Source organism: Halopseudomonas bauzanensis, assembly GCF_900114735.1.
GTDB lineage: Bacteria > Pseudomonadota > Gammaproteobacteria > Pseudomonadales > Pseudomonadaceae > Halopseudomonas > Halopseudomonas bauzanensis.
Genome location: NZ_FOUA01000001.1, coordinates 454,470 through 477,827, shown reverse-complemented (window position 1 = coordinate 477,827; position 23,358 = coordinate 454,470). Strand labels below are relative to the sequence as shown.

Genomic DNA, 23,358 nt, shown 5'->3' with positions numbered 1-23,358 from the left:
GAGGCGATGACACCTGAAATCGCTGTTGATCTGTTCCGGCAGGCGGTCTGGCTGACCACCGTGATGGTGGCAGTAATTGTGCTGCCGAGCCTGGTGGTTGGTCTGATCGTTGCGGTGTTCCAGGCGGCGACGCAGATCAACGAGCAGACCCTGAGCTTCCTGCCGCGTCTGCTGTTTACCTTCTTCACGTTGATCGTGCTTGGCCCCTGGCTGGTAAGCCAACTGATCGAGTTCACCGACCAGCTGTACCGTAACATCCCCGGATTGATTGGCTGATGATCGAACTGGCCGGCAGCGATATCGGCCGCTGGGTGGCCGGCTATCTGTGGGTGCTGTTTCGTATCGGCGCGGTGCTGATGACCATGCCGGTGATCGGCACCGCGCTGGTGCCGATGCGCATTCGTTTATATCTGGCGCTGGCGCTGACCTTTCTGGTGGCCCCGCAGATCACTGATGTCCCGCAGCTGGATGCGCTGGCGCTGAGTACCTGGGTGGTGATCGCCGAGCAGATCCTGATCGGCGCGGCGATGGGCTTTCTGCTGCAGTTGCTGTTCCAGATCCATGTGGTGGCGGGGCAGATCGTCGCCATGCAGATGGGACTGGGTTTCGCTTCGATGAACGACCCGGCCATGGGTATCTCCGTGGCGGTGGTCGCCCAGGTATTCACCATGCTGGTGACGTTGCTGTTCCTGGCGATGAACGGCCATCTGGTGGTCATCGAAGTACTGGTCGAAAGCTTCACCACCTTACCCATCGGCGAGACCCTGCAGGCCGGGGATTTTTATACTCTGGTGCTGCGGTTCTCCTGGGTAATGGCGGCAGCGGTGCTGATCGGTCTGCCGGCGATTACCGCGCTGCTGATCGTCAACCTTTCTTTTGGGGTGATGATGCGCGCGGCGCCGCAGCTGAATATCTTCTCCATCGGCTTCCCCCTGACTCTGGTATTTGGGTTGTTCATCCTCTGGGTATTGCTCAGTGGCACCGCAGAGCAGTATCACCTGTTCGCCTCTGATGCGCTGATCTGGATGCGCGAAATGGTGGGGGCGCGCTGATGGCGGAAGATAGCGGTCAGGAACGCACAGAAGACCCCACGGCGAAACGCCAGAAAGAATCCCGCGAGAAAGGGCAGGTAGCGCGCTCGCGCGAGCTGAATACGCTGGCGGTGGTGATGGTGGCTGCGCTCGGCTTGCTGCTGCTCGGGCCGGGCATGGCCAGCAAGCTGATGGATCTGATGATCTACAACTTCTCCCTGGAGCGGGAGGTGCTGTACAGCACCGACACCATGGGGCTGCACCTGCTGGCGTCCATTCGCCAGGGTCTGAGTGTTATTGGCCCGCTGTTTCTGATGCTGCTGGTCGCTGCGCTGGTCGGTCCGGTGCTATTGGGTGGCTGGCTGTTCAGCGCCAAGTTGCTGGCGCCCAAGGGTGAGCGGCTCAATCCGCTGGCGGGGCTCAAGCGCATGTTCTCGATCAAGGCGCTGGTCGAACTGCTCAAGGCGATCGCCAAGTTCCTGGTGGTGCTGGCCATGGCGCTGCTGGTGCTGCACATGCGTACCGATGATCTCATGGCGCTGAGTAACGAGGCGTTGCCGGGGGCGATCTTTCACAGCGGCTGGGTGCTGGGCACCTCGCTGTTGCTGCTGGCCTGCTCGCTGATCGTGATCGCTGCCGTGGATGTGCCCTTCCAGATATGGGACAACAAGCAGAAGACGCGCATGACCAAGCAGGAGGTGCGCGACGAATACAAGGATTCCGAGGGCAAGCCCGAGGTCAAATCCCGCGTCCGCCAGCTACAGCGGGAAATGGCCGAGCGGCGGATGATGGGCGAAGTGCCCAAGGCCGACGTGGTAATCACCAACCCGACCCATTACGCGGTGGCGCTGAAATACGACCCGGTGCACAGCGGCGCGCCCGTGGTACTGGCCAAGGGCGCGGATTTCCTCGCGCAGAAGATCCGCGAAGTGGCCACCGAGCATGATGTGATCGTGCTGGAATCACCCCCACTGGCGCGGGCGGTGTTTTACAGCACCGAGCTGGACCAGCCGATTCCCGCTGGGTTGTATCTGGCCGTTGCGCAGGTGCTGGCCTATGTTTATCAGGTCCGCCAGTTCCAGGAAGGCAAGGGCAAACGCCCCGGCCCGATGCCTGAGCCGCCGATACCGAATGATCTGCGCAGGGATGAGTAACTGCTGCCCATGGTCTGTCGGATTGTCGAACCCCGTTCGCGCTTGGGCGCGAGGACAGGGGTTTGAGGGTTGTGTACGCACACCGGGGGCAGGTATAAGCATAGAGCGGGTACGCAAACGACAGGAGCGGGTTGATGACTGACAGTTCACGGGTTTCATTCTTTGCGGTAGTGGCGGCGGCCTTGTTGGCGCTGGCGTTGGCCTTTATGGCGGTGAGCATCAAGACCGGTCTGCTGCAGTTTCGCGATGCCGACCGGGTAGTCAGCGTCAAGGGGCTGGCCGAGCGTACCGTGGAGGCGGATCTGGCCCTGTGGCCGATCAACTTCACCGTGATGGGCGACAGCCTGGATGTGCTGCAGGGCGATATCGAAACCCAGCAGGACCTGATCCGCTCCTTCCTGCTGCTCAAGGGCTTCGCCGAAGACGATCTGCAACTGTCGATGCCCAAGATCACCGACCAGCACGCCAACCTCTACGGCTCGAACATGCCGCCTCAGCGCTATCGGGCGGAAGTGACCGTGCTGGTGCGTACCGCGGATATCGACCGGGTCAAAAGCGGCATGCAGAGCGTCGGTGATCTGGTCAAGTCCGGCGTGGCACTGACCCAGAGCTACGAGCACCAGCCGCAGTTCATCTTCACCCAGCTCAACTCCATCAAGCCGGACATGATTGCGCTGGCTACCCAGGAAGCGCGGGCCGCGGCGGATCAGTTCGCCCGGGATGCCGGCGCCGAGGTGGGCAGTATCCGCCGCGCCTCCCAGGGCTATTTCTCGATCGAGGATGTCGACCCCTACACCCCCGAAACCAAGAAGGTCCGCGTGGTGACCAGCGTGGACTATATCCTGCGCTGAATTTGCCACGTGATCCATGGCATCAATAAGCGCAGCGGGAGCCTGACAGACGGGCGCCTGCGTAATAGACTGGCCTGTCCTGTTTCCAGTAAGTGGTCTGTCGATGACGTTGTTGCCCTGGTCCCATTCCTGTTCCGCCGGTTTCACTCTGCGAGGCTGGCATAGCCCACCCAGCGGCAAGCCGCTGCTGCACTTCATCCATGGCAACGGGTTCTGTTGCCGCACCTACGAGCCGATGCTGGCGCTGTTGGCCGAACATTTCGACCTGTGGCTGTGCGATATGCAGGGCCATGGCGACAGCGACCATGGTGGCGCTTTTGTCGGTTGGAATCGCAATGCCGAACTGGCGGTGGAAGCCTTCGTCGCTGGCAAGCCGGTTTTCGGCGACGTGCCGCGCTTTGCGCTGGGGCACAGTTTTGGCGGAGTGCTGACCAGCCTGATCCTGGCGGCGCACCCGCAGCTGTTTCAGCGAGCGGTACTGCTGGACCCGGTGCTGTTTCCCGAGCAGGAAATGTTCAAGCGTCGGCTGTTGGCGCGATTCGTGCGTAATCCGCTGGTTGAGGCAACCCGCAAGCGCCGCAGCCAATGGCCGGATCGGCAGACAGCATTCGACAAGTTGCAGGGGCGGGGTATTTTCCATGGTTGGGAAGATGCCGCGTTGCGTGCCCATGTCGAGCATGCGTTGCGCGATGAGCCGGGGCAGGGCGTGATGCTCAAATGTGCGCCTACCCGGGAGGCCGAGATATTCGAGACTGCACCCAGCGGATTGTGGCGTTCCCTGGGCAAGATCCAGACTCCGATGCGCCTGATCCACGGTGACCAGACCTATCCCTTCGTGCAGCAGTCAGCCGCACGTCTGTCCGCCTCGAACCCGCACGTGACGGTCGAGCAACTGCCCGGTGGGCATTGTTTCATGCAGGAGAATGGCGAGCTGACGGCGCAGCGGGTGTTGGCGTTCTTGTTGTGAGGGGGCGGTAGGCTCAGGTACGAGCTGGTGCTCGAACCTCCCAGGGAGGGCAACTGCCCAGCACCGTCGGCACCGAGCGTGCCTCGGAAAACACCGCAGTTACCCGGACATGCCAGCGGCGTCGCCACCGCTGGGCACGGTGTCAGGCTGCGACTATCACATCCCCGTGGTTCTCCGGTTCGATCAGCGCCTGGTGCAGGGCGACGACGGCGGCGTCGTAATCTTCCTCATTGATGATGCACTGCATCTCCACCTGGCGGATCGACTGGTGGATGGCCTGGATGCTGATGTCGGCCTTAGCCAGCGCCGCCACGGTCTTGGCCAGGATGCCCTTGACCTTGAGGTCGGAACCGATGGCCGAGACGATGGCGATATTGTGCAGATGCACTTCGGCCATCGGATAGCGTTCCTTGATCAGGCGAATGGCGCGGGTCAGCGCCTTGCGTGAGCCGGAAGTGTAGTAAGTGATGCTGTTGGCATCGGAGTCCTTGTTCACCACATACAGCTTCAGCTGCTTGAGCAGGCGGGTGATCTCGATGTCATAACCGACATCGCCGAGCATTTCCTGATCGAAGACTTCCAGCCCGAACACATCCTTGCGCCCGGCGATGATCTCCACGCAGGGCTTCTCGCTGCAGTAATTCTGGCTGATGGTGGTGCCGCCATGATCCGGCTCGAAGGCATTCTTGATGCGCAGCTGAATGCCGGCCCGGCGCAGGGTGCGTGCCGCCTTGGGATGGATCGCCTCCATGCCCAGGTTGGACAGCTGGTCGGCGACGTCATAGTTGGTGCGGCCGATGGTGACCACCTTGTCGACGCCCACCTGGTTCGGGTCGGCGCTGGACAGGTGATATTCCTTGTGGATGATGGCCTCGCCGGCGCCAGTGCTGGCGGCGATCTGAGCGAAGGTGATTTCGCTGTAACCACGGTCGAAGGTGCTCATCAGCCCTTCGCTGCAATGTGCGTAACCAGTGGCGACCACCAGCTCGCGGCTGAAGTCGATGCCGGCGAAGCTGTCGGCGATCATGTCCTGGAACGCCTTGGGTTCGCTCTGGTTCCAGCCGGTCAGGTCGACCAGACGGGCATTGACGCCGTTCTTCTTCAGTGCCAGCACGGTATTGAAAGCGCTGTGGGCTTCGCCAAGAGAGGCGAGCATTTCGCGCACCTTCATCAGTTGCCCGTCGAGCTGAAAATGCCCGTAGGAGCACAGCTGTTGCAGGTTCAACATGCAATCACGGGCGTCGTTGATGCGACCAGTGATGAAACGGTCGGCCGCCTGACGCTCATAATCACTGGTGAACAGCTCGGCGTTCTTCGCCAGCATGCTGGTGCGTACCTGCTCCAGGGTTTCCAGCCAGGCGTCTTCGCTGTGGGCATCGGCGAAACGTTCATATACGCCGGGCTCACCGCTTTTCTTGTGCTCGAGCAGCAGGTTGGTCATGCCGCCATAGGCGGAGACCACGAAGATGCGGTTGTACAAGGCACTGTTGCGACGTTGACCAATGAAAAGGGTGTTCAGTACTTCATCAAAGCGGCTCATTGATGTGCCGCCGATTTTCTCTACTGTATGCATAATCCCGGGTTCTTTTATTGAGTGAATGTCGTCCCTGCTTACGAATACTGCTGCGGACCTATGGCCAGCGGCTCGACCGGACCGCGCTCGGCGACGAAGTCGGGCCGTGGCGGCATGCCGTCAAACGGCGAAACCGGCCGGTTGCCCACATGGTTGTAGACAAAGAACAGATTGCTGCGAGGGCTGGGAGCGATGTTGCTGTTGGACCCGTGCAGGGTGTTGCAGTCGAACAACACGACGCTGCCAGCTCTGCCGGTGGCTTGGGCTATGCCGCCCTGATCGACCAGCTTGCTGAGGCTGCCATCATCCGGAATACCGAATTCCTGCCGGCGCAGGGACTTTTCGTAATGATTTTCCGGGGTCTGGCCGACGCAACCGATATAGTGTTTGTGCGAGCCGGGGATCAGCATCAGCGGGCCGTTCCACGGATGGTTGTCGGTCAGTAGCACCGAGCAGCTGATGGTGCGCATGCGCGGCAGGCCATCCTCGGTGTGCCAGGTCTCGAAGTCGGAGTGCCAGTAGAACTCCTTGCCCTTGAAACCCGGCTTGAAGTTGAGTCTGGACTGGTGCACATAAATATCACCATCCAGCAGAAAGCGAGCCAATCCGGCGGTGCGCTCGTCCTGGGCGACCCGGGCGAACAGCGGATTGCTGCGGTGAATGGCGAATACCGAGCGCAATGCGCCGCTGTCGGGTTCGCGAATGGCTGCAGGTGATTCCAGCACCTCTGGAGCGTGGCTCATGCGTTCAAGCTCCTGCTTGAATACCGCCACCTCCGCTGCAGAGAAGACTTCCGGCAGGACCAGGAAACCGTCGCGCTCGAAGCGCGACAGTTGCTCTGTGGTCAGCGGGGCATTGTGCGGATCTTCCCGGTAGAGCACCGGGTCGATTCGGGGTTGCCAGCTGGGTGCGTTGTGCTGGCGTGACGGGTAAAGGTCAGCTTGCACGGTAGACATTTTTTCTCCTGATGTTGCGGCCTCTCAGGGACTAAGATCAGCGGGATAGACGCCGTTCTCGTCGTGTACTTCCCGGCCGGTCAGAGGCGGGTTGAACACGCAGGCCATTTTCATATCTTCGGTGCCGCCGCGCAGCATGTGCTCATCGTGCTGATCGAGCAGATACAGGGTGCCTGGTTCGATCTTGTAGACCTTGCCATCGGAGAGCGTTTCGATCTCGCCATTACCGCTCATGCAGTACACCGACTCTAGATGGTTCTGATACCAGATATGTGTTTCGGTTCCGGCGTAAATGGTGGTGATGTTGAAGGAAAAGCCCATCTTGTCTTCCTTCAGGATCATCCGGGTGCTGTCCCAGGTTTCGGTAACGACTTTGCGTTCGGATGCTTCACAGTCTTTCAGGTTGCGTACGATCATGTATTTCGAATTCCTCAGGATGCTTGGTTCTTGACGTCGGCAGTCATCACGGCGGCGAAAGCCTGCTCGAGGATGTCCATGGCCTGGGTGATCTGCTGTTCGCTGATGATCAGCGGGCAGAGACATTTGACTACCTGGCTGTGGTTGCCGCTGGTCTCGATGATCAGACCACGGTCAAAGGCTTCGCGGCAGATGGCTGCGGCGGTGTCGCCATCCGGGCAGCTGATGCCGATCATCATGCCGCGCCCCTTGACGAACAGGGAATCGGGGCCGTGACGGCGGACGATCTTCTGCATGCGCTCGCGGATCAGGTTGCCCTTGGCCTTGACGCTGGTGGCGAACTCTTCGCTGGTCCAGAAGTGCTCCAGCGCGGCGGCGGCGGTGACGAAGGCGTGGTTGTTACCACGGAAGGTACCGTTGTGCTCGCCCGGCTCCCACTGGTCCAGCTCGCGGCGCATGACCACCACAGCGAATGGCAGGCCGAAGCCGCTCAGGGACTTGGACAGGGTGATGATGTCCGGCTTGATGCCCATTTCCTCGAAGCTGAAGAAGGTGCCGGTACGGCCGCAACCGGCCTGGATGTCATCGACGATCAGCAGCATGTCATGCTTGCGGCAGAGCTTTTCCAGTTTGCGCATCCAGTCGGCGGATGCGGCGTTCAGGCCGCCTTCGCCCTGGACCACTTCGACGATTACGGCGGCGGGCTTGTCCACACCGCTGCTGGGGTCGCTGAGCAGTTTGTCCATCATCGAGATGGTGTTGACCTTGTCACCGAAGTAGTTGGCATAGGGCATGCGGCTGACGTCGGTCAGCGGCACGCCGGCGGCGCCACGGTGATGCTGATTGCCGGTGGCCGCCAGGGCGCCCACGGTGCAGCCATGGAAGCCATTGGTAAAGCTGATGACATTACTGCGACCGGTGACTTTGCGCGCCAGTTTCAGCGCCGCTTCCACCGAGTTGGAGCCGGTTGGGCCGCTGAATTGCACTACATAGTCGCCCAGCTTACGCGGCTCGAGAATGACGCGGTGGAAGGTTTCGAGAAAACGCTCCTTGGCCGCCGAGTACATATCCAGGCCGTGGGTCAGGCCGTCATGTTCAAGGTATTCGATCAGCGCCTTCTTCAGTACCGGGTGGTTGTGCCCGTAGTTCAGGGTGCCGGCGCCCGCCAGGAAGTCGATATAGGATTTTCCTTCGCGGGTGATCAGCTCGGCACCACGGGCCTGGTCGAAAATGACCGGAAAGGAACGGCAGTAGCTGCGAATACCGGATTCGTGTTGTTCGAACTGTTGGAAAGTGTTCATGCAGTCTCCTGGGTATCAAGTTTGACTGGTAAGGCAAAGGGACCGGCGCGATACAGCACTTCGTCATCATGCTGGCCGTTGAAATGGTTTTCCCGGCTGAACAGCACCTCGGTGCTGGCGGTTACGTCCAACTGGCGGAAGGCTTTGGCGAACAGCGCTTCGGAGGCGCCGTTACCGGGGGAAATAGTGGTTTCCAGCCAGCGAACACCTTCGGCGGCAGTGCGCTCGAGCAAGCCCATCAGCATGGCGATGCCCAGACCCTGGCCGCGCATGCTGCTATCCACTGCGACCTGCCAGACGAACAGCGTGTCGGGGCGCTCGGGAGGTCGGTAGCCGGAGATAAAGCCGACCAGTTCGCCCTGAAGGTTGTCAGCAGCGATAGAGGTGGCGGAAAAGTGAGAGCACTGCAGGAGGTTGCAATAGACCGAATTGGTATCCAGTGGCGGGCAGCGCTCGATCAACTGGTTGAGTGCGTGGCCGTCGGTGGCAACCGGACGGCGCAGCGAGAATGTGGTGGAAGACATCGTTTCCTGATATTTACTTGTAAATTCATTTTTATAATAAACACATCCAAAAAAAGATCACAACCGGCCATTCCTGTGGCTTGCGTGCCATTTGGTATGCCGTGGCAATATTTACAGGTGTTATATATTTGTCACAAATGACGCCCTGGCCCCGATGCTGCAAGCGTTACGGCGGGTTGCCGCTGCGCGACTCCAAGGCGTCCTGATGGATGCTTTTTTCAATTGGATTTTTTCTGCAATAAAGAGTGAATCCGGGGCCGGAACGGGTTCGTTTTACGACTCGCGGGGAGAAACTGGTTTATTCTGGGGTCCATTGCACAGTTCCCAAGGAGTCTTTCATGGTGTCATCGCGGCGTTCGCGTAAAGAGGATGCTTCCGCCTGGACGGTCGCAGACAGTCGAAGTGTCTATGGCATCCGCCATTGGGGCGCGGGTTATTTCAATGCCAGTGAGCAGGGCAATGTCGAAGTGCGGCCCCGGCCCGGGATTGAGCAACCGATTGACCTGCATGAACTGGTGGCCCAGCTGCGTGACAGCGGCTTGGATCTGCCGTTGCTGGTGCGCTTTCCAGACATTCTGCAGGACCGCGTGCGGCAGCTGACCGGTGCTTTCGAGCAGAACATCGCCGAGTTGGATTACGCGAACGGCTACACGGCGCTGTTCCCGATCAAGGTCAATCAACAGGAGGCGGTGGTAAAGAACATCATCGCCACTGAGCATGTTCCCATTGGCCTGGAGGCCGGCTCCAAGCCGGAACTGATGGCGGTCCTGGCGATGGCGCCCAAGGGCGGCACCATCGTCTGTAATGGCTATAAGGATCGGGAATTCATCCGCTTGGCGCTGCTGGGGCAGAAGCTCGGGCATAACGTCTTCATCGTTATCGAGAAGGAATCCGAAGTCGCCCTGGTGATTGAGGAGGCAGCGCGGCTGGGGCTGACGCCGCAGGTCGGCCTGCGTGTGCGGTTGTCCTCGCTGACGTCCAGCAAATGGGCCGATACCGGCGGCGAGAAGTCCAAGTTCGGTTTGTCGGCGGCGCAATTGCTGCGGGTCATCGAGCAGTTCCGCGGGGCGGGGCTTGAGGCCGGGGTACGGCTGCTGCATTTCCATATGGGCTCGCAGATCGCCAACCTGGCTGACTATCAACACGGATTTCGCGAGGCGATTCGCTACTTCGGTGAACTGCGGGCGTTGGGTTTGCCGGTTGACCATATCGATGTCGGCGGCGGATTGGGGGTGGACTACGACGGTACCCACTCACGCAACGCCAGTTCGATCAATTACGACGTGTCCGAATATGCCCGCACGGTAGTATCAATGCTGCGCGAATTCTGTGATGAGCAGGGCCTGCCGCACCCGCATATCTTTTCCGAAAGCGGACGGGCGATGACCGCCCATCACGCGGTGCTGGTAGTGCAGGTGACTGATGTCGAGCGGCACAACGATACGGTACCGCCAATCGACGATTTGGATGAGCTGCCGCAGGTGGTACGTGATCTGGTCGGATTGTTGGGGCAGACCGATATCGAGATGGTCACCGAAACCTACTGGCGGGCGACCCACTACATGAGTGATGTAGCTGGTCAGTATGCCGAGGGCAAGGTCTCGCTATCGCAGAAGGCGCTGGCCGAGCAATGTTACTTCGCGCTGTGCAACCGCCTGCACGCATTGCTCAAGGCGCGTCAGCGATCGCACCGCCAGGTGCTGGATGAGCTGAACGACAAGATGGCGGACAAGTACATCTGCAACTTCTCGGTATTCCAGAGCCTGCCGGATACCTGGGCCATCGATCAGGTACTTCCGATCGTGCCGATCAACCGTCTGGATGAGGAGCCCCTGCGCCGCGCGGTGCTGCAGGACCTGACCTGTGACTCCGACGGCAAGATCCGCCATTACGTGGACGAGCAGAGCATCGAGAGCAGCCTGCCGGTGCATGAGCTGCGCGAGGGCGAGGATTATCTGCTGGGCATCTTCATGGTGGGTGCCTACCAGGAGATTCTCGGTGACATGCACAACCTATTCGGTGATACCGATTCGGTGAATGTCTACCAACTGGCTGACGGTCGGGTGGTACACGGTGGGGTCGAGACCCATGACACCATCGAAGACATGCTGCGCTATGTGCATTTCGAACCGGAAGAACTCATGGCCCGCTACCGCGACAAGGTTGCCAGCGCGCGGCTGAGCGCGGCAGAGCGGGCGCACTATCTGGATATCCTGCGGTTGGGGCTGACGCGGTCGTCTTATCTGGGAGGCAGTTGAGATCAGCCGCTCACCGCGAAGCCATGAACTCCCGCTGCGGCTAATCTAGCCCGCAGCGACTCTACCTGTGGATGATTGAAAAAGGCCACCAGCTGCCGCGCGCGATGCGGCCCGATGCCGGGTTGGGTTTCCCAATCCTGCTGCGTGCGAGCCGCCAGAACTGTCCATTGCTCAGGCAATACCGCATCGCCGCTGGGCGGCATGCTCAACGCTCGCAACCACTGGAGAAAGCCGCGTTCGGTGGCCGGTTGCAACAGCCCGGCCAATTGATTCCCACAGGTTGGTGGCAGCGCCCGGGTATCAAGCCAATCCAGCATGCCAGTCAGCGCCCCGGTATTGAGCAGGCATTGCCAGGTGCCAGGCCCGACGCCCCTCAGATCCAGCCCGTTGGCGCTGCTCAGCCACTCCAGCCGGGCCAGGAACTGGTCGCGGCAGCCATCCTCCGATGTCCAGCAACTCAGCGGGTGATAACGCGTCGGGTCCGGCACGTTCACTGTCGTGCGGTCGGTCGTGCGGATGATTACTTCTTCCAGCTGCGGAATGGTCTGGCCAGACAAGCGGATCGATATCCGATCTCCGGGCAATACATCCAACGCTCGCCAACGTTGCAGCGAGCCGGCGCTGACACGGCGGATACGGCGGTCATCCAGTTCCACCGGGTCCAGTTGCAGCACGGGGGTGATGCGGCCGCTGCGACCGATACCGAACTCGATATCTCGCACCCGGGCCAGCGCCCGCTGCGGCGGGTGTTTCCAGGCAACGGCCCAATAAGGTGTCTCGGCCTGCCAGTCGGAGGCGGATGGGCGCTGACTCTGACGCAGCACCACGCCATCGGTGGCGAAGGGCAGGGGAGTGCTGAACCAGTGTTGGCGCTGAGTCTGGGCGCTGCGCAGATCCGTGATCGGCAGGGTATAGCGGGCGGTATCCAGCCCGGCTCTGGTCATCTGGGCAAGGCGTTCGGTCATCTGTGCCGGGCCGTCGGGCCAGTCCCAGACGAACAGGCCGATGTCCGCCAGCTCATCATCGGCCAGCTGTTGGCGATTCATCAAACCAGCGATACGGCTACGGGCGCCGGCGCCGCCATCGCGGGATTGGACGTGGTTGGATAATCGCCAGTACAGCTCGCCCTGCAATACCAGATCGATAGATTGCGGCCATCGCTGCAGGACGGCGGGCAGGCGTTGCACGGTCGTGGTCCAGTCTTCACCCTGCCAGCCATCACCGCGGCTGGTGGCGCGCACCAGGCGCCCTTGGTGATACTCCAGGGTGACGGCTACGCCGTCGACCTTGGGTTGTATCCAGAGGTCAGTGCGGGGTTTTATCCAGTCGGCGGTCTCGGCCTGGGTATGGACCTTGGCCAGGCCGGTCTGCGGTACTGCATGGCCCTGCTTGCCGGCCCGCGGCCGATACGCTGGCGACGGGGCCGGTGAGCAGGACTGCCAACGTCGCAGTTGCAACAGCGCCTGGTCGTAGATGTCATCCGGCACCTGCGAGTGGCCCTGTTCGTGGTAGGCCTGATCCCAATGCTGGACCTGCTCGGCAAGCGCTGTAATGTCAGCTTTGGCCGGTAGGTCGGCGCAATCTGCATTGGCCAGGCGGGTAGCCAGGTAGAGGCCGATGGTTATCCATATGCGCAACATGACTGCATCCCTGCTGATTGATCAGTGCGCAATGTGACGGGCAAGGTTGGGGCAGGCAAGTTACCCATGCCGAAAGTGTGGAGGAGGTGGCATTTCCGGTGTCATCGGGCCCGCAAGGTACGAGCTGGTGCTCGAACCTCCCAGGAAAACGAACCTCGGCCAGCGGTGAGCTGAGCTCGTCAGACGGTCGCGGTCTGCCGCCCGGCCAGCAGCCGCAGGATGGCATTCAGCAGCAGACCATACAGCGGGACGAACAGCATGATGCTGATGACGACTTTGGTGGCGTAGTCGACTGCTGCGATCTCCACCCAGTTGGCGGCCATGAATTCGTTGGTGCTGCGCCAGAAGGCTACCGAGAAGAACACAAAAGTATCGATCAGGTTGCCGACGATCATCGCTGCGCTGGGTGCGACCCACCACTGCGGGAGCTTGCGCAGACGGTCGAACACTTGAATATCCAGCAGTTGGCCCACCACATAGGCAAGGAAGCTCGCCACCGAGATGCGCAGGACAAATGAGTTGAGCTGGGCCAGCGCATCGAGCCCGCGGAACGCACCTTCCTGAAACAGCACCGAGAACACATAGGAGACCACCAATGCCGGCAGCATGACCCGGGCGATCACCCGGCGCGCAGCCGCTTTGCCGAGCAGGCGTACGGTCAGGTCGGTCGCCAGGAAGATGAACGGAAAGCTGAAGGCGCCCCAGGTGGTATGCAGGCCGAACAGGGAGATCGGCAACTGAACCAGATAGTTGCTGGCGATGATGATCAGAATATGGAAGGCGATCAGGCAGGACAGAGCCATGCGCAGCCGCGAAAGGGATGCCGGAATCATATGTCACCTTTTTGAATGATGGGGTTAGGGAACCCATGCCGCCGGAATGACGACGGCGCGCACTATACCGGATTGAAGGCGGGAAGAGCCAGCCTGCTGGTCGGTTGGTGGCTATATATCTCCTGGGAGCATCGATCGCGATCGACACTCCAAGAGTCACATATATCAGGGCGCTTCGTGATACTCCCGTTGCAGAAACGCCAGCAGCAGCGGGTTCACTTCTTCCGGCTTCTGGCTTTGTACCCAGTGGCCGCAGCGCTCGATTACATGCTGCTCGACCCTGGGCACGACCTGGGGCATGCGTTCGATGGTGATGGTTTCCAGTTTGGCGACCGGGTCGCGGTCGCCGATGATGAACAGGGCCGGTTGCTGCACTTGCTTGCCGGCCAGCTCGGCGGTGCGCTCCCAGTTGCGCTCGTAGTTGCGATACCAGTTCAGCGGACCATGGAAACCATTGTCGATATAGGTTTCCACATAGACATCGAAGGCCTCTGGCGGACACCAGGTCGGCGGTACTTCTGGGTCGGTGTAATCATCCAGCCAGCGCGAATCGGCCGGTTTGTCCGAGATCAAGCCGTTGCCGGCGGCGGGACGACCATGCATCAGGGTGCGCAGGGTGCGGGGAATATCGGCTTCCAGTTCGGCCTCGGCCGGGCCGGGCTCCTGAAAGTAGAGAATATAGAGAAACTTGTCCTTGAAGCGCTCGCGCATCCGCTCGATAGCTGGGCGTTTCGGTCTGCCACCGAAGGGCACCGACATGCCACACACCACCTTGACCCGTTCCGGTTCGTACAACGCCAGATACCAGGCGATATTGGCGCCCCAGTCGTGGCCGACCATGGCGATCTGTTGATGGCCGAAGTGGTCCATCGCCGCCTGGATGTCGCCGCACAGAGTGGGAATGTCATAGGCCTCAATGGCGGCCGGTGCACTGCTGCGACCGTAGCCGCGCATCTCGGGGGCGAAAGCCCGGTAACCGGCATCGGCCAGGGCCTGCATCTGATGGCGCCAGGAATACCAGCATTCGGGAAAACCATGCAGCAGCCAGACGGGTTGTCCATGCTCCGGCCCAGCGACATGCACGCTGAGCTGGATATCATTGACGTCCAGAATATGTTGTTCGGTTTGCAGCATGGGGTACGCTCTCCGTTTCTGTTTTACCCCACTATGGCAAATTCACCGGGCGCTGGCTGCTGTATTGGCAGGAGAAATAATGTACGGATGGCTCAGCTTATTGTGGCAGCGGGAAAAGCAGAGCGGATTCAGTACCCTGCGGCCAGATGAAATTGTGCGCCTTCGGCTTCCATCGGCCGCAAGCAGCTTTCGCAGAACGTCAGGGCTTCGAGCAACTGCCGCTGATTGGCGCCGGATACCTCCCGCGGCCGGTTGCGCTGCAGGTGGCCGCTGAGCGCTTCGAGGGTGGTCATGCCGGTACTGATGGGATACCACGCCATGTCCTCGATGCTCCAGGGCAGGCCGGTTTCCGGGTCCTGCTGTGGCGGTGTGGTGTCCTTGAGCAGCTGGGCCGCCTCCTGAAACTCCAGCGCAGTAAGGTCGACGAACTGGCTCAGCGGGGTAACGCCGAGCGTTCGGCACAGCGCATCCAGCCCCTGCAGATGCTCCGCCAGTTGCGGCAGAACGGTACTGTGAAGCTGGAAGTGACGCTGGTCCAGAGTGGCGAGACGCAGGACGGCTGACAAGGAACTCTCCCGATGATGATCCAGGAGGGCTAGCTTACCGGGACATCCTGCCAGCCGCCACCCAATGCCCGGTACAGATCCACTGTCGCCAGCAGCCAGGCGGCGCGTTGCTGGACCAGGCTGTCCTGACTCTGGAAATAGGAGCGCTGGGTGTCGAGCAGGTTCTGCAGGTCGATGGCACCGGCCTTGTAGCGGGCCTGGGCCAATTCAAAGGCCAGTTCTGATTCGGCGGTAGCTGCCTGCTGCAGCTGATACTGCCGGCGCGCCTGCTGCAACGCACCAAGGGCAGTATCGGCATCGATCAACGCATCGAGAATTGCCCGTTGATAGCCGATCAGCGACTCCTGTTGGCTGGCTTCGCTGATCTCGACCTGGGCACGCAGGCGGCCGCCATCGAAGATGGGCTGGGTCAGCCCGGCGGCCAGGCTCCAAGGGTTCAACGGATTGCTGACCAGGTCGGACAGCGCCGAGCTCTGGGCGCCGTAGCTGCCGGTGAGCTGGATACTCGGATAAAGCGCGGCCCGGGCTGCGGTCAGGTTGGCGTTGGCGGCCAGCAGTCGTTGTTCGCTGGCGCGGATGTCCGGGCGGCGATTGAGCAGCTCGGATGGCAGGCCGGCGCCGGGCTCGGGTACGGCGATGTCGTCCATGGTGGGCAGCGCACCGAGCGTAAAGTCCGGCCCTTGGCCCAGCAACAGCGCCAGGCTGTTGCGCAACTGCAAGGTCTGCTGTTCCAGCGCGGGCAGGTTGGCACGCAGCTGGGCGACCAGGGCGCGCTGTTGGCTGACCGCCAGGCTGTCATCGGCGCCGTAGCGGTAGCGCGCTTCGACGATATTCAATACTTGCTCGGCCGCGGCCAGGTTGTCTCGTGCCAACTGCAGGCGCGCCTGGTTCTCCACCAGTTGGAACCAACTGCTGGCCACGCTGGCATCGGTAGTGATGGCCAGCGCCTCCAGATCGTAGCGACTGGCGTTGAGGTTGGCAGCGGCGGCTTCAACGGCGGCGCGGTTGCGGCCCCAGAAGTCGATTTCGTAGCTGGCGTTCAGGCTGGCATTGAAACCGCTGCTCACATCTCCATCACCACTGTTGCCGCCACGGCGGCCACTGGCACTGCCGTCAATGCTCGGTAGCAGGGCGGCGCCGCTCTGGCGCAACTGCGCGTCAGCTTGCAGCAGGCGGGTCGCGGCGCTGGCCAGGTCCAGGTTGCCGACCCGTGCCTGGGCCATCAGCTGGGACAGCTGCGGCGCATTATACTGGGTCCACCAGCGCGCTTCGGGCCAGACCGAGGAGTCTGCTGCCTGATTCCATTGTGCAGGTGCCTGCAGGCCGGTCTGCGGCACGGGCGTGTTGAGGCTGCAACCGGCCAGCAAGATGGCGAGGGTAAGGGGAATGAATTGTCTAGTCCGCACTGAGGGCCACCACTGGATCAAGATGGGCTGCCTTGTGGGCAGGCATGAAACCGAAAATCAGACCGGTCGCGAAGGCGCAGCCGAAGGCCAGCAGCACCGGGCCGGCGGTGAACTGGATCGGCGTGCCGAAGTACTGCAGCATGCTGGCAAAGCCCAGGCCGGTAACCACGCCAATGGCGCCGCCAATGGCCGAGACCACCATGGCCTCGACGATGAACTGCTGGAGGATGTTGCGGGTACGCGCCCCGGTGGCCATGCGGATGCCGATCTCCCGGGTGCGCTCGGACACGTTCACCAGCATGATATTCATTACACCGATGCCGCCGACCAACAGGGAAATGGCGGCGATCGAGCCCAGTAGCACGGTAAAGGTATCCTGGGTGCTGGCGATGTTTTCCAGCAGCGAGGCCATATTGCGGATCTGGAAATCCTCGATACCCGAATGATTGGCCATCACCGCCTGGCGGACCGCTTCCTGGGTGGCGTCGGACAGGCTCAGATCCTCGATCAGCACGCTGATGCTGCTCAGATGGCGAGAGCCGATCAGCCGGTTGCTGGCGGTATTCAGCGGCACGAACACCACGTCGTCCTGATCCTGGCCCCAGGGGGTGGCGCCTTTCTCCTGCATCACGCCGATGATCAGAAAGGGCACGTTGCGGATCAGCATGTACTGGCCCAGCGGATCGGCATCGCCATAGAGGTTGGTGGCGACGGTCTGGCCGATCACCGCGACGGCGGCGTAGCGACGGTTGTCATCGTCATTGAGGAACACCCCCGAGGCCACCGGCCAGCTCTTGGCCAGCGGGTAATCAGCGGTGGTACCGGTGATCTGGGTCTGCGCGTCGGTGTTGCCCGCGCGTACCGTAGCCCGCGTGTCGGCTTCGGGCACCGCGGCAACCACGTTGTCCACTCGCGCGGCGACGATGGCATCCTCCGGCGTCAACGTGTTGGTGGTGCCATCCGCCGAACGCCGGGTATTCGGTGCGCCGGGGCGAATCAGCAGCAGGTTGGTGCCCATATCGCTTATGCGCTCGACTACATCCTGACGCGCGCCGTTGCCTACCGCCAGCATGACCACCACCGAGGCTACACCGATAACGATGCCCAGTAAGGTCAACACTGTGCGGAACAAGTTGGCTTTCAGGGCGCGCAGGGCCATGCGCACTGCCTCGTTGATATCGCCGAAAGCGGCCAGGCCCTGTTGGCGAGCGGGGCGGGGCGGTGGCGCCTCGACTTGCTCGGCCGGGCTCGGTTTGCGCCCGCTGTCATGAATGATGCGGCCGTCACGGATCTCGATCAGGCGGTCGGCATGGCTGGCGACTTCGCGATCGTGGGTGATGACGATTACCGTCTTGCCCCGGGCATGCAGGTCCTTGAGCAACTGCAGGACGTCATGACCGCTCTTGCTGTCGAGTGCGCCGGTGGGCTCATCAGCCAGCAGGATGCGCGCGTCGTTCATCAGCGCCCGGGCGATGGAAACGCGCTGCTGCTGGCCGCCGGACAGCTGATTGGGACGGTTCTGCAGCCGCTCGCCAAGCCCCAGGCTGGTAAGCAGTTCCTCGGCGCGGGCATGGCGCGCCTCCCGTGGCAGGCCGGCATAAATGGCGGGTACTTCCACGTTCTCGGTGGCATTGGCCGAGGAAATCAGGTGGTAGCTCTGGAAAATGAAACCGAAGGTGCGGCTGCGCAGGCTGGCCAACTGGTCGCTATCCAGCTCGGCAATATCCTCGCCTTCGAACAGGTAACGGCCGGTGGTGGGTTGGTCCAGGCAGCCGAGCAGGTGCATCAGGGTCGACTTGCCGGAGCCGGAGGCGCCCATGATGGCGACGAACTCGCCGGCATGGATATCCAGGGTGACGTCATGCAGCACGGTAGTCGACAGCTCGCCGTTGCGGTAGGTGCGGCCGATGCCTTCGAGGCGGATCAAGGGAGTGTTCATCAGAACCTCGGCCGGCGCTGGCTGCGCTCAGCAGGCGGAGCGCTGCTGCCGCCAGCGATGACGATCTCGTCGCCTTCCTCAAGCCCTTCCAGCACCTCGGCGCTGACCCGAGTCATGGTGCCTACGCTGATGACGCGGGGCTGCGGCTCGCCATTTTCCAGCACCTGTACACGGTAGCGCTGGTCTGCGCCGGCGCCCGGGCGGCGCTCCACTGGCTTGAGCGCGGATACCGGGATGGTCAGCACATTGTCCGCCGCGGCCTTGACGAAGAACACCTGGGCGCTCATCTGTGGCAGCAGTTTGCCGTCCGGGTTGGGCACGTCGAACAGGGCGTTGAACAGCACCACGTTGTTGACGATTTCCGGGGTCGGCAAAATCTGTCGCAGCACGCCTTCGCGGCGTACATCGGGCTGACCGAGGGTGGTGAACCACACCGGCATGCCCACCTGCAGCTGGGTGATGTCCGCCTCCGACACCTGGGTACGCACGGTCATGGTACTCAGGTCGGCAATCTGCACGATGATCGGCGCGGTCTGGTTGGCGTTGAGGGTCTGGCCCTGGTTGGCCAGTTGGTCGACCACGGTGCCAGTCATGGGCGCATAGATACGGGTGTAGCTGAGGTCGGCGCGGGCTTCCTTGAGCTGGGATTCCAGTTGGCGGATCTGCGCCTTGAGCGCGGCAATCTGCGCGGTGGCCGAGCGCAGGGTGGCATCGGCCTGTTCCACGGATTCCTGGCTGGTGGCGTCGAGCTTTATCAGGTTACGCTGGCGCTCGGCCTGCAGCCGGGCCAGTACCTGGGTGGCTTCGCGGTCGGCGAGCTGGGCCTGGAGGTTTTCCAACTGGGCCTCGGTGGCCTCGACCTTGGCCAGGTAAATGGTCGCGTCGATCTCGGCCAGCAACTGGCCTTCTTCGACCTGTTCACCTTCTTCTACATGCAGCTTCTCCAGCTGACCGGAGACCTGGGTGCCGACATCCACATAGTTGAGCGGCTCCAGGGTGCCCAGGGCGGTGACGCTGTCTTCGATATCACCGCGTTCGACCGGTGCCGTGACCAACTCCGGTCCCTTGCTGTCCGGCGCCAGCCAGAAAAACCAGAGCAATGCGACCATTCCCGCCAGGACGGCGAACAGCCACAGGAAACGCCTGGAAGATGACATAGTGATTCCTTGAATACGATCGGGGGGCAATGGCGCACAGTTTACCGAGGCGCAGTGTCAATCGGGGCAGCGGCTGGGTAAAGAAACTGTAAAGCTGGTGCACTTACTCCAGCCAGCGATACAGCGTGCGCCGGGTGATACCCAGGATGTCGGCGGCGCGGCGTTTGTTGCCGCCGGTGGCCTGGACTACCTGATGGATGTACTGACGCTGGACGGTTTCCAGGGTCGGCATGCCCTCCGGGTCGCCGCTGGCCGGTGGCGGCGTTGCTGGTCCGCGGGTGGTTGGGGAGGGGAGCGGTTGGCCAGCGGGCTGCTCGCAGATGCGCTGCGGCAGATGGCGCACCTCGATCAGCGGGGTATCGCAGAAGGTGGCGGCGCGCTCCACGGCGTTCTGCAATTCGCGCACGTTACCGGGGAAAGCGTAGCGTTGCAGCATGGCCAGTGCCTCGTCGCTGAAGCCCTTGATGCGGCGCTGCTGGCGGGCGTTGAAACGGGTCAGGAAGAACTCCGCCAGGCGCTGGACATCCTCGCCGCGGGCGCGCAGCGGGGGGACTTGCAGGGCGAAGGTTTCCAGTCGGTAGAACAGGTCCTCGCGAAAACTGCCGTCGGCGACGGCTTCGGTCAGGTTGCGATTGGTGGCGCCGATGATGCGCACGTCGAGCTGGATTTCATGATCGCTGCCCACCGGCCGCACCTTGCCGTCCTGCAGTACTCGCAGCAGTTTGGCCTGCAGCGCCAGGGGCATTTCGCCCAACTCATCGAGCAGCAAGGTGCCGCCGTCCGCCTGCTGGAACAAGCCGGCACGCTGGTTGCGCGCGCCGGTGAAGGCGCCGGCGGCATGCCCGAAGAATTCGCTTTCCATCAATTCGCTGGGAATACCGCCGCAGTTGACCACCATATAAGGGCCATCGCGACGGCTGCTTTGATCATGCAGGGCCCGGGCCACCAGTTCCTTGCCGGTGCCGCTCTCACCCTGCACCAGTACCGGCCCATCGGCGGAGGCTATCTGGCGAATGTGATGGAACAGCTGCTGCATGGCTGGGCTCTGGCCGATAATGCCGTTGAACTGTTCGACCGCCAGCAGGCTGCGGTAATGCCGGACCTCATTGCGCAGGCGCCGATTTTCCAGCAGGCGGTTGACCGTCAGCAGGAAGTGATCCATTTCCAGTGGCTTGGTCAGGAAGTCGTCGGCACCGGCCTGTAACGCCTTGACTGCCTGCTGTACCGAGCCGAAGGCGGTGATGATCAACACTGCCGGCGGCACATCGCACTGAGCCAGCGCCGGCAACAGACTGAGGCCGTCAGCGCCCGGCAACCGCAGGTCACTGATCAGCAGATCGGGCGTCTGGCTGCGTAACATCTGCAGCCCCTGCTCGGCGTCGCCGCAAGCGGTAACTTGGTAACCCTCGGCTTCCAGCTCTTCCTGCAGGAGCTCGCGCAAACCGCGGTCGTCCTCGACCAGTAATATATGTTCGCTTTGGTTCATGACGGCATCTCCGTTGCGCTCGGGGCGAGGGGCAGGGTAAGGCAGGCGGCGCAGCCACCTTCGGTGCGATTGGTCAGTTTCAGGCTGCCACCGTGCTCTTCGGCGACCGCCTGAACGATGGCCAGTCCGAGTCCCGTGCCCTCGCCGGGTGATTTGGTGGTGAAGAAGGGTTCGAGCAACATTTCCAGCGGGCGATCCGCTGGTAGCCCCGGGCCGTCATCAGTAACGCAAATCGTTAGTTGCTGTTCATCCGCGGTTACCTGGATGCCGATCTGGCTGGCGGACGCCTGCAGGGCATTGCGCAGCAGATTCAGCAACGCCAGTTCGAGGCGGCCAGCGTCGGCGCAGAACACCGGCAGCGCTGTGGGAATATCTGGGACTAAAGTACGTTCGGCGGCTTCCAACTCGGGGCGCATGGCTTCGATCGCGCTTTCAATCAGCAGCGCCGGGGTCAGGTCCCGCGGCTGGGTCGCCGCCGGTCGGCAGTAATCCAGCAGTTGCCGTACGGTACGGGTCAGGCGCCCGACCTGACTGCGGATGCCCTCGACATTGCGCAGTTGCTGTTCATCCAGGTTGCCCGAACGTTCCAGGCGCCGGGCGCGGCCATCGATCACGCTCAATGGCGCGCCCAGCTCATGGGCGATGCCGCGGGCCATGCTGCCGATGGCGACCATCTTTTCATTGTCCTTGAGCCGTGCCACCAGTTGGGTTTCCGCGGCGCGGTGCTCGTCCAGATCCCGGTGCGCCTGTTCAATGCTGTCGAGCATCTGATTCAGCCCGCGGGCGATGCTGGCGACCTCGTTGGGGCCTTCCAAGGCGGCGCGGTGTGACAGGTCGCCCCGGGCGACCCGGTCCATATGGGCGAGCAATTTGTCCACGTGACGACCGACCCCGCCGTAATGGCCGAGCAGCACACCGGCCAGGATGACCAGGCTGAACAGCCCCCAGATCAGCCAGGCAATGATGGTCAGTTGTTGCAGGGCATGGCCGAAATCGCTGGCACGCCGGGTGATCTGGATCAGCCCCTGGATCTGCCCGACGTTATCGAACAGCGGCAGGAAGTGGGAAAACAGGCTGCGCCCGGCGACCCGGCTGAAGGCTTCCTGGCCTTCGCCGGTGGTGCGGATGCGGTCGGGAATGGTGGTGCGGGTCAGGTCGGTCTCGGTGATGCCGGCCGACGCGATGCGATTGCCATCCACATCGAATACCGAGGCGCCGTAGACCTCACCCAGTACGAATACCGAGCCCAGCGCCAGCTCCACCGCCTGCATATCGCCTTTGTTCAGTGCACTACCCACCGGAATACTGATGGCGCGGCCGATCAGTTCCAGATCATTCTTCAGCCGTTGTTCCTGAAACTCGCTGGCCTGTCCCAGCCCGAAGCGAATGCCCAGGGCGCTGAGCAGCACTATCGGCAAGATGACGAACAGCAACAGGGTGCGTTGCAGACCATTGATGCGAAGCCGGGTTTGGAAAGGGGCTGTGTTCATTTTTGACTGGGTATTTTTTGCTCATGTGCAGTATGTATACATTTATTGGCGCGTTGGGTACAGCGATGGATCAATCCTGGTAATTTCCGAAATCGATAATTTACTTATATATCAATTGCTTATTTTAATTTTGGGAAAGCTGGCACGGATAATGGATTGATTCCGTTACTTTCAACTGAAGGAGAAGCACCTCATGAACAATCTCAAGACACTGACCGCCGCCATCGCTTTTGCCACCTTCGGGATCGGCGCTCCTGCTGTCATGGCCCAGGCCGGAGGCGCTCCCGCTCAGCAGCAGTATGAACAGGGTCAGCCGGCTGCTGCGCCGATCAGCGATGAGAACCTGGAAAAATTCGTAGAAGCCGATGCCGAAGTGGCCGAGCTGCGTGACGAGTTTTCCGAGAAGCTGAGCAAGGCTGAAGACCAGGAAGAAGCGCAGAAGCTGCAGCTTGAAGCCCAGGAAAAAATGGTCGAAGCCGTACAGGATGCCGATCTGGACGTACCCACCTACAACGAGATCGCCACCCGCATGCAGACTGACCCGGAACTGCAGCAGCGCGTTGAAAGCCTGAAATAAGGCGGCGCAGCGGTAACAAAGGGAGCCTTCGGGCTCCCTTTTCTATTGTCGGTTCCGCTGCTGGTGGAACCCACTCCCACACAACCTCCCACAACCGA

The 23,358-nt window shown here is 61.7% G+C and carries 21 protein-coding genes; 7 read left to right on the top strand and 14 right to left on the bottom strand.

Going from position 1 to position 23,358, the window contains the following annotated elements; genetic code table 11:
• Nucleotides 1-6 precede the first annotated feature (6 nt).
• From fliQ to BM267_RS02250, 5 genes are all read left to right on the top strand, one after another.
• The gene (fliQ, locus tag BM267_RS02270) at nucleotides 7-276 is read left to right on the top strand and encodes a flagellar biosynthesis protein FliQ (RefSeq protein ID WP_036988810.1); all 270 of its coding nucleotides are present in this window, start codon (nucleotides 7-9) and stop codon (nucleotides 274-276) included.
• On the top strand, nucleotides 276-1,052 hold the full coding sequence (fliR, locus tag BM267_RS02265; protein WP_074778113.1) for a flagellar biosynthetic protein FliR: 777 nt from the start codon (nucleotides 276-278) through the stop codon (nucleotides 1,050-1,052). The genes fliQ and fliR overlap by 1 nt, the downstream gene beginning before the upstream one ends.
• A complete protein-coding gene (flhB, locus tag BM267_RS02260; protein WP_036988812.1) occupies nucleotides 1,052-2,185 on the top strand; it encodes a flagellar biosynthesis protein FlhB in 1,134 nt (377 codons plus the stop codon). The genes fliR and flhB overlap by 1 nt, the downstream gene beginning before the upstream one ends.
• A 134-nt stretch (nucleotides 2,186-2,319) precedes the next feature.
• Nucleotides 2,320-3,036 (top strand): SIMPL domain-containing protein, encoded by a 717-nt coding sequence (locus BM267_RS02255; protein WP_074778115.1) that lies wholly within the window; start codon nucleotides 2,320-2,322, stop codon nucleotides 3,034-3,036.
• 103 nt (nucleotides 3,037-3,139) lie between these two features.
• Nucleotides 3,140-4,003, top strand: coding sequence for an alpha/beta fold hydrolase (locus BM267_RS02250; protein WP_074778117.1), 864 nt, complete (start codon nucleotides 3,140-3,142; stop codon nucleotides 4,001-4,003).
• Between the two features lie 142 nt (nucleotides 4,004-4,145).
• Here the strand turns inward: BM267_RS02250 and BM267_RS02245 are convergent, their stop codons facing one another.
• From BM267_RS02245 to ectA, 5 genes are read right to left on the bottom strand one after another with little or no spacing between them, the layout of a single operon-like run.
• A complete protein-coding gene (locus BM267_RS02245) occupies nucleotides 4,146-5,576 on the bottom strand; it encodes an aspartate kinase (protein WP_074778119.1) in 1,431 nt (476 codons plus the stop codon).
• Between the two features lie 38 nt (nucleotides 5,577-5,614).
• Nucleotides 5,615-6,532: an ectoine hydroxylase gene (gene thpD, locus BM267_RS02240; protein ID WP_177173374.1), complete on the bottom strand. Its 918-nt coding sequence runs from the start codon at nucleotides 6,530-6,532 to the stop codon at nucleotides 5,615-5,617.
• Between the two features lie 24 nt (nucleotides 6,533-6,556).
• Entirely contained in the window at nucleotides 6,557-6,949 is a 393-nt protein-coding gene (locus BM267_RS02235) for an ectoine synthase (RefSeq protein WP_074778121.1), read from the bottom strand.
• Nucleotides 6,950-6,963: 14 nt separating this feature from the next.
• Entirely contained in the window at nucleotides 6,964-8,250 is a 1,287-nt protein-coding gene (ectB, locus tag BM267_RS02230; RefSeq protein WP_074778123.1) for a diaminobutyrate--2-oxoglutarate transaminase, read from the bottom strand.
• Nucleotides 8,247-8,774, bottom strand: a complete 528-nt coding sequence (gene ectA / locus BM267_RS02225; RefSeq protein ID WP_036988824.1) for a diaminobutyrate acetyltransferase — start codon at nucleotides 8,772-8,774, stop codon at nucleotides 8,247-8,249. Before ectA ends, ectB begins: the two co-directional genes overlap by 4 nt.
• Nucleotides 8,775-9,115: 341 nt before the next feature.
• On the opposite strand from ectA, the gene speA reads away from it, so the two are divergent.
• Nucleotides 9,116-11,032 (top strand): arginine decarboxylase, encoded by a 1,917-nt coding sequence (gene speA, locus BM267_RS02220; protein WP_036990075.1) that lies wholly within the window; start codon nucleotides 9,116-9,118, stop codon nucleotides 11,030-11,032.
• 2 nt (nucleotides 11,033-11,034) lie between these two features.
• Here speA and ligB read toward each other — a convergent pair whose 3' ends face one another.
• From ligB to BM267_RS02175, 9 genes are all read right to left on the bottom strand, one after another.
• On the bottom strand, nucleotides 11,035-12,672 hold the full coding sequence (ligB, locus tag BM267_RS02215) for an NAD-dependent DNA ligase LigB (RefSeq protein ID WP_074778125.1): 1,638 nt from the start codon (nucleotides 12,670-12,672) through the stop codon (nucleotides 11,035-11,037).
• A gap of 179 nt (nucleotides 12,673-12,851) precedes the next feature.
• Nucleotides 12,852-13,505: a 7-cyano-7-deazaguanine/7-aminomethyl-7-deazaguanine transporter gene (locus tag BM267_RS02210; RefSeq protein WP_036988826.1), complete on the bottom strand. Its 654-nt coding sequence runs from the start codon at nucleotides 13,503-13,505 to the stop codon at nucleotides 12,852-12,854.
• A 165-nt stretch (nucleotides 13,506-13,670) separates the two neighbouring features.
• Complete coding sequence (locus BM267_RS02205; RefSeq protein ID WP_074778127.1) at nucleotides 13,671-14,639, bottom strand: alpha/beta fold hydrolase; 969 nt, start codon at nucleotides 14,637-14,639, stop codon at nucleotides 13,671-13,673.
• Between the two features lie 128 nt (nucleotides 14,640-14,767).
• Entirely contained in the window at nucleotides 14,768-15,205 is a 438-nt protein-coding gene (locus BM267_RS02200) for a hypothetical protein (protein ID WP_074778129.1), read from the bottom strand.
• A gap of 29 nt (nucleotides 15,206-15,234) precedes the next feature.
• The gene (locus tag BM267_RS02195; RefSeq protein WP_074778131.1) at nucleotides 15,235-16,611 is read right to left on the bottom strand and encodes an efflux transporter outer membrane subunit; all 1,377 of its coding nucleotides are present in this window, start codon (nucleotides 16,609-16,611) and stop codon (nucleotides 15,235-15,237) included.
• On the bottom strand, nucleotides 16,601-18,550 hold the full coding sequence (locus tag BM267_RS02190) for a MacB family efflux pump subunit (protein ID WP_036988829.1): 1,950 nt from the start codon (nucleotides 18,548-18,550) through the stop codon (nucleotides 16,601-16,603). The genes BM267_RS02195 and BM267_RS02190 overlap by 11 nt, the downstream gene beginning before the upstream one ends.
• Nucleotides 18,550-19,707, bottom strand: coding sequence for an efflux RND transporter periplasmic adaptor subunit (locus BM267_RS02185; RefSeq protein WP_036988832.1), 1,158 nt, complete (start codon nucleotides 19,705-19,707; stop codon nucleotides 18,550-18,552). The genes BM267_RS02190 and BM267_RS02185 overlap by 1 nt, the downstream gene beginning before the upstream one ends.
• Nucleotides 19,708-19,810: 103 nt before the next feature.
• Complete coding sequence (locus BM267_RS02180) at nucleotides 19,811-21,193, bottom strand: sigma-54-dependent transcriptional regulator (protein ID WP_036988833.1); 1,383 nt, start codon at nucleotides 21,191-21,193, stop codon at nucleotides 19,811-19,813.
• Nucleotides 21,190-22,683 carry a sensor histidine kinase gene (locus tag BM267_RS02175; RefSeq protein ID WP_051610731.1) on the bottom strand — a complete coding sequence of 498 codons (1,494 nt, stop codon included), beginning with the start codon at nucleotides 22,681-22,683 and terminating at the stop codon, nucleotides 21,190-21,192. Before BM267_RS02175 ends, BM267_RS02180 begins: the two co-directional genes overlap by 4 nt.
• A 193-nt stretch (nucleotides 22,684-22,876) precedes the next feature.
• Here BM267_RS02175 and BM267_RS02170 point away from each other — a divergent pair, with 193 nt between their 5' ends.
• Nucleotides 22,877-23,260 carry a DUF4168 domain-containing protein gene (locus BM267_RS02170; protein WP_036988835.1) on the top strand — a complete coding sequence of 128 codons (384 nt, stop codon included), beginning with the start codon at nucleotides 22,877-22,879 and terminating at the stop codon, nucleotides 23,258-23,260.
• Nucleotides 23,261-23,358: the final 98 nt, after the last annotated feature.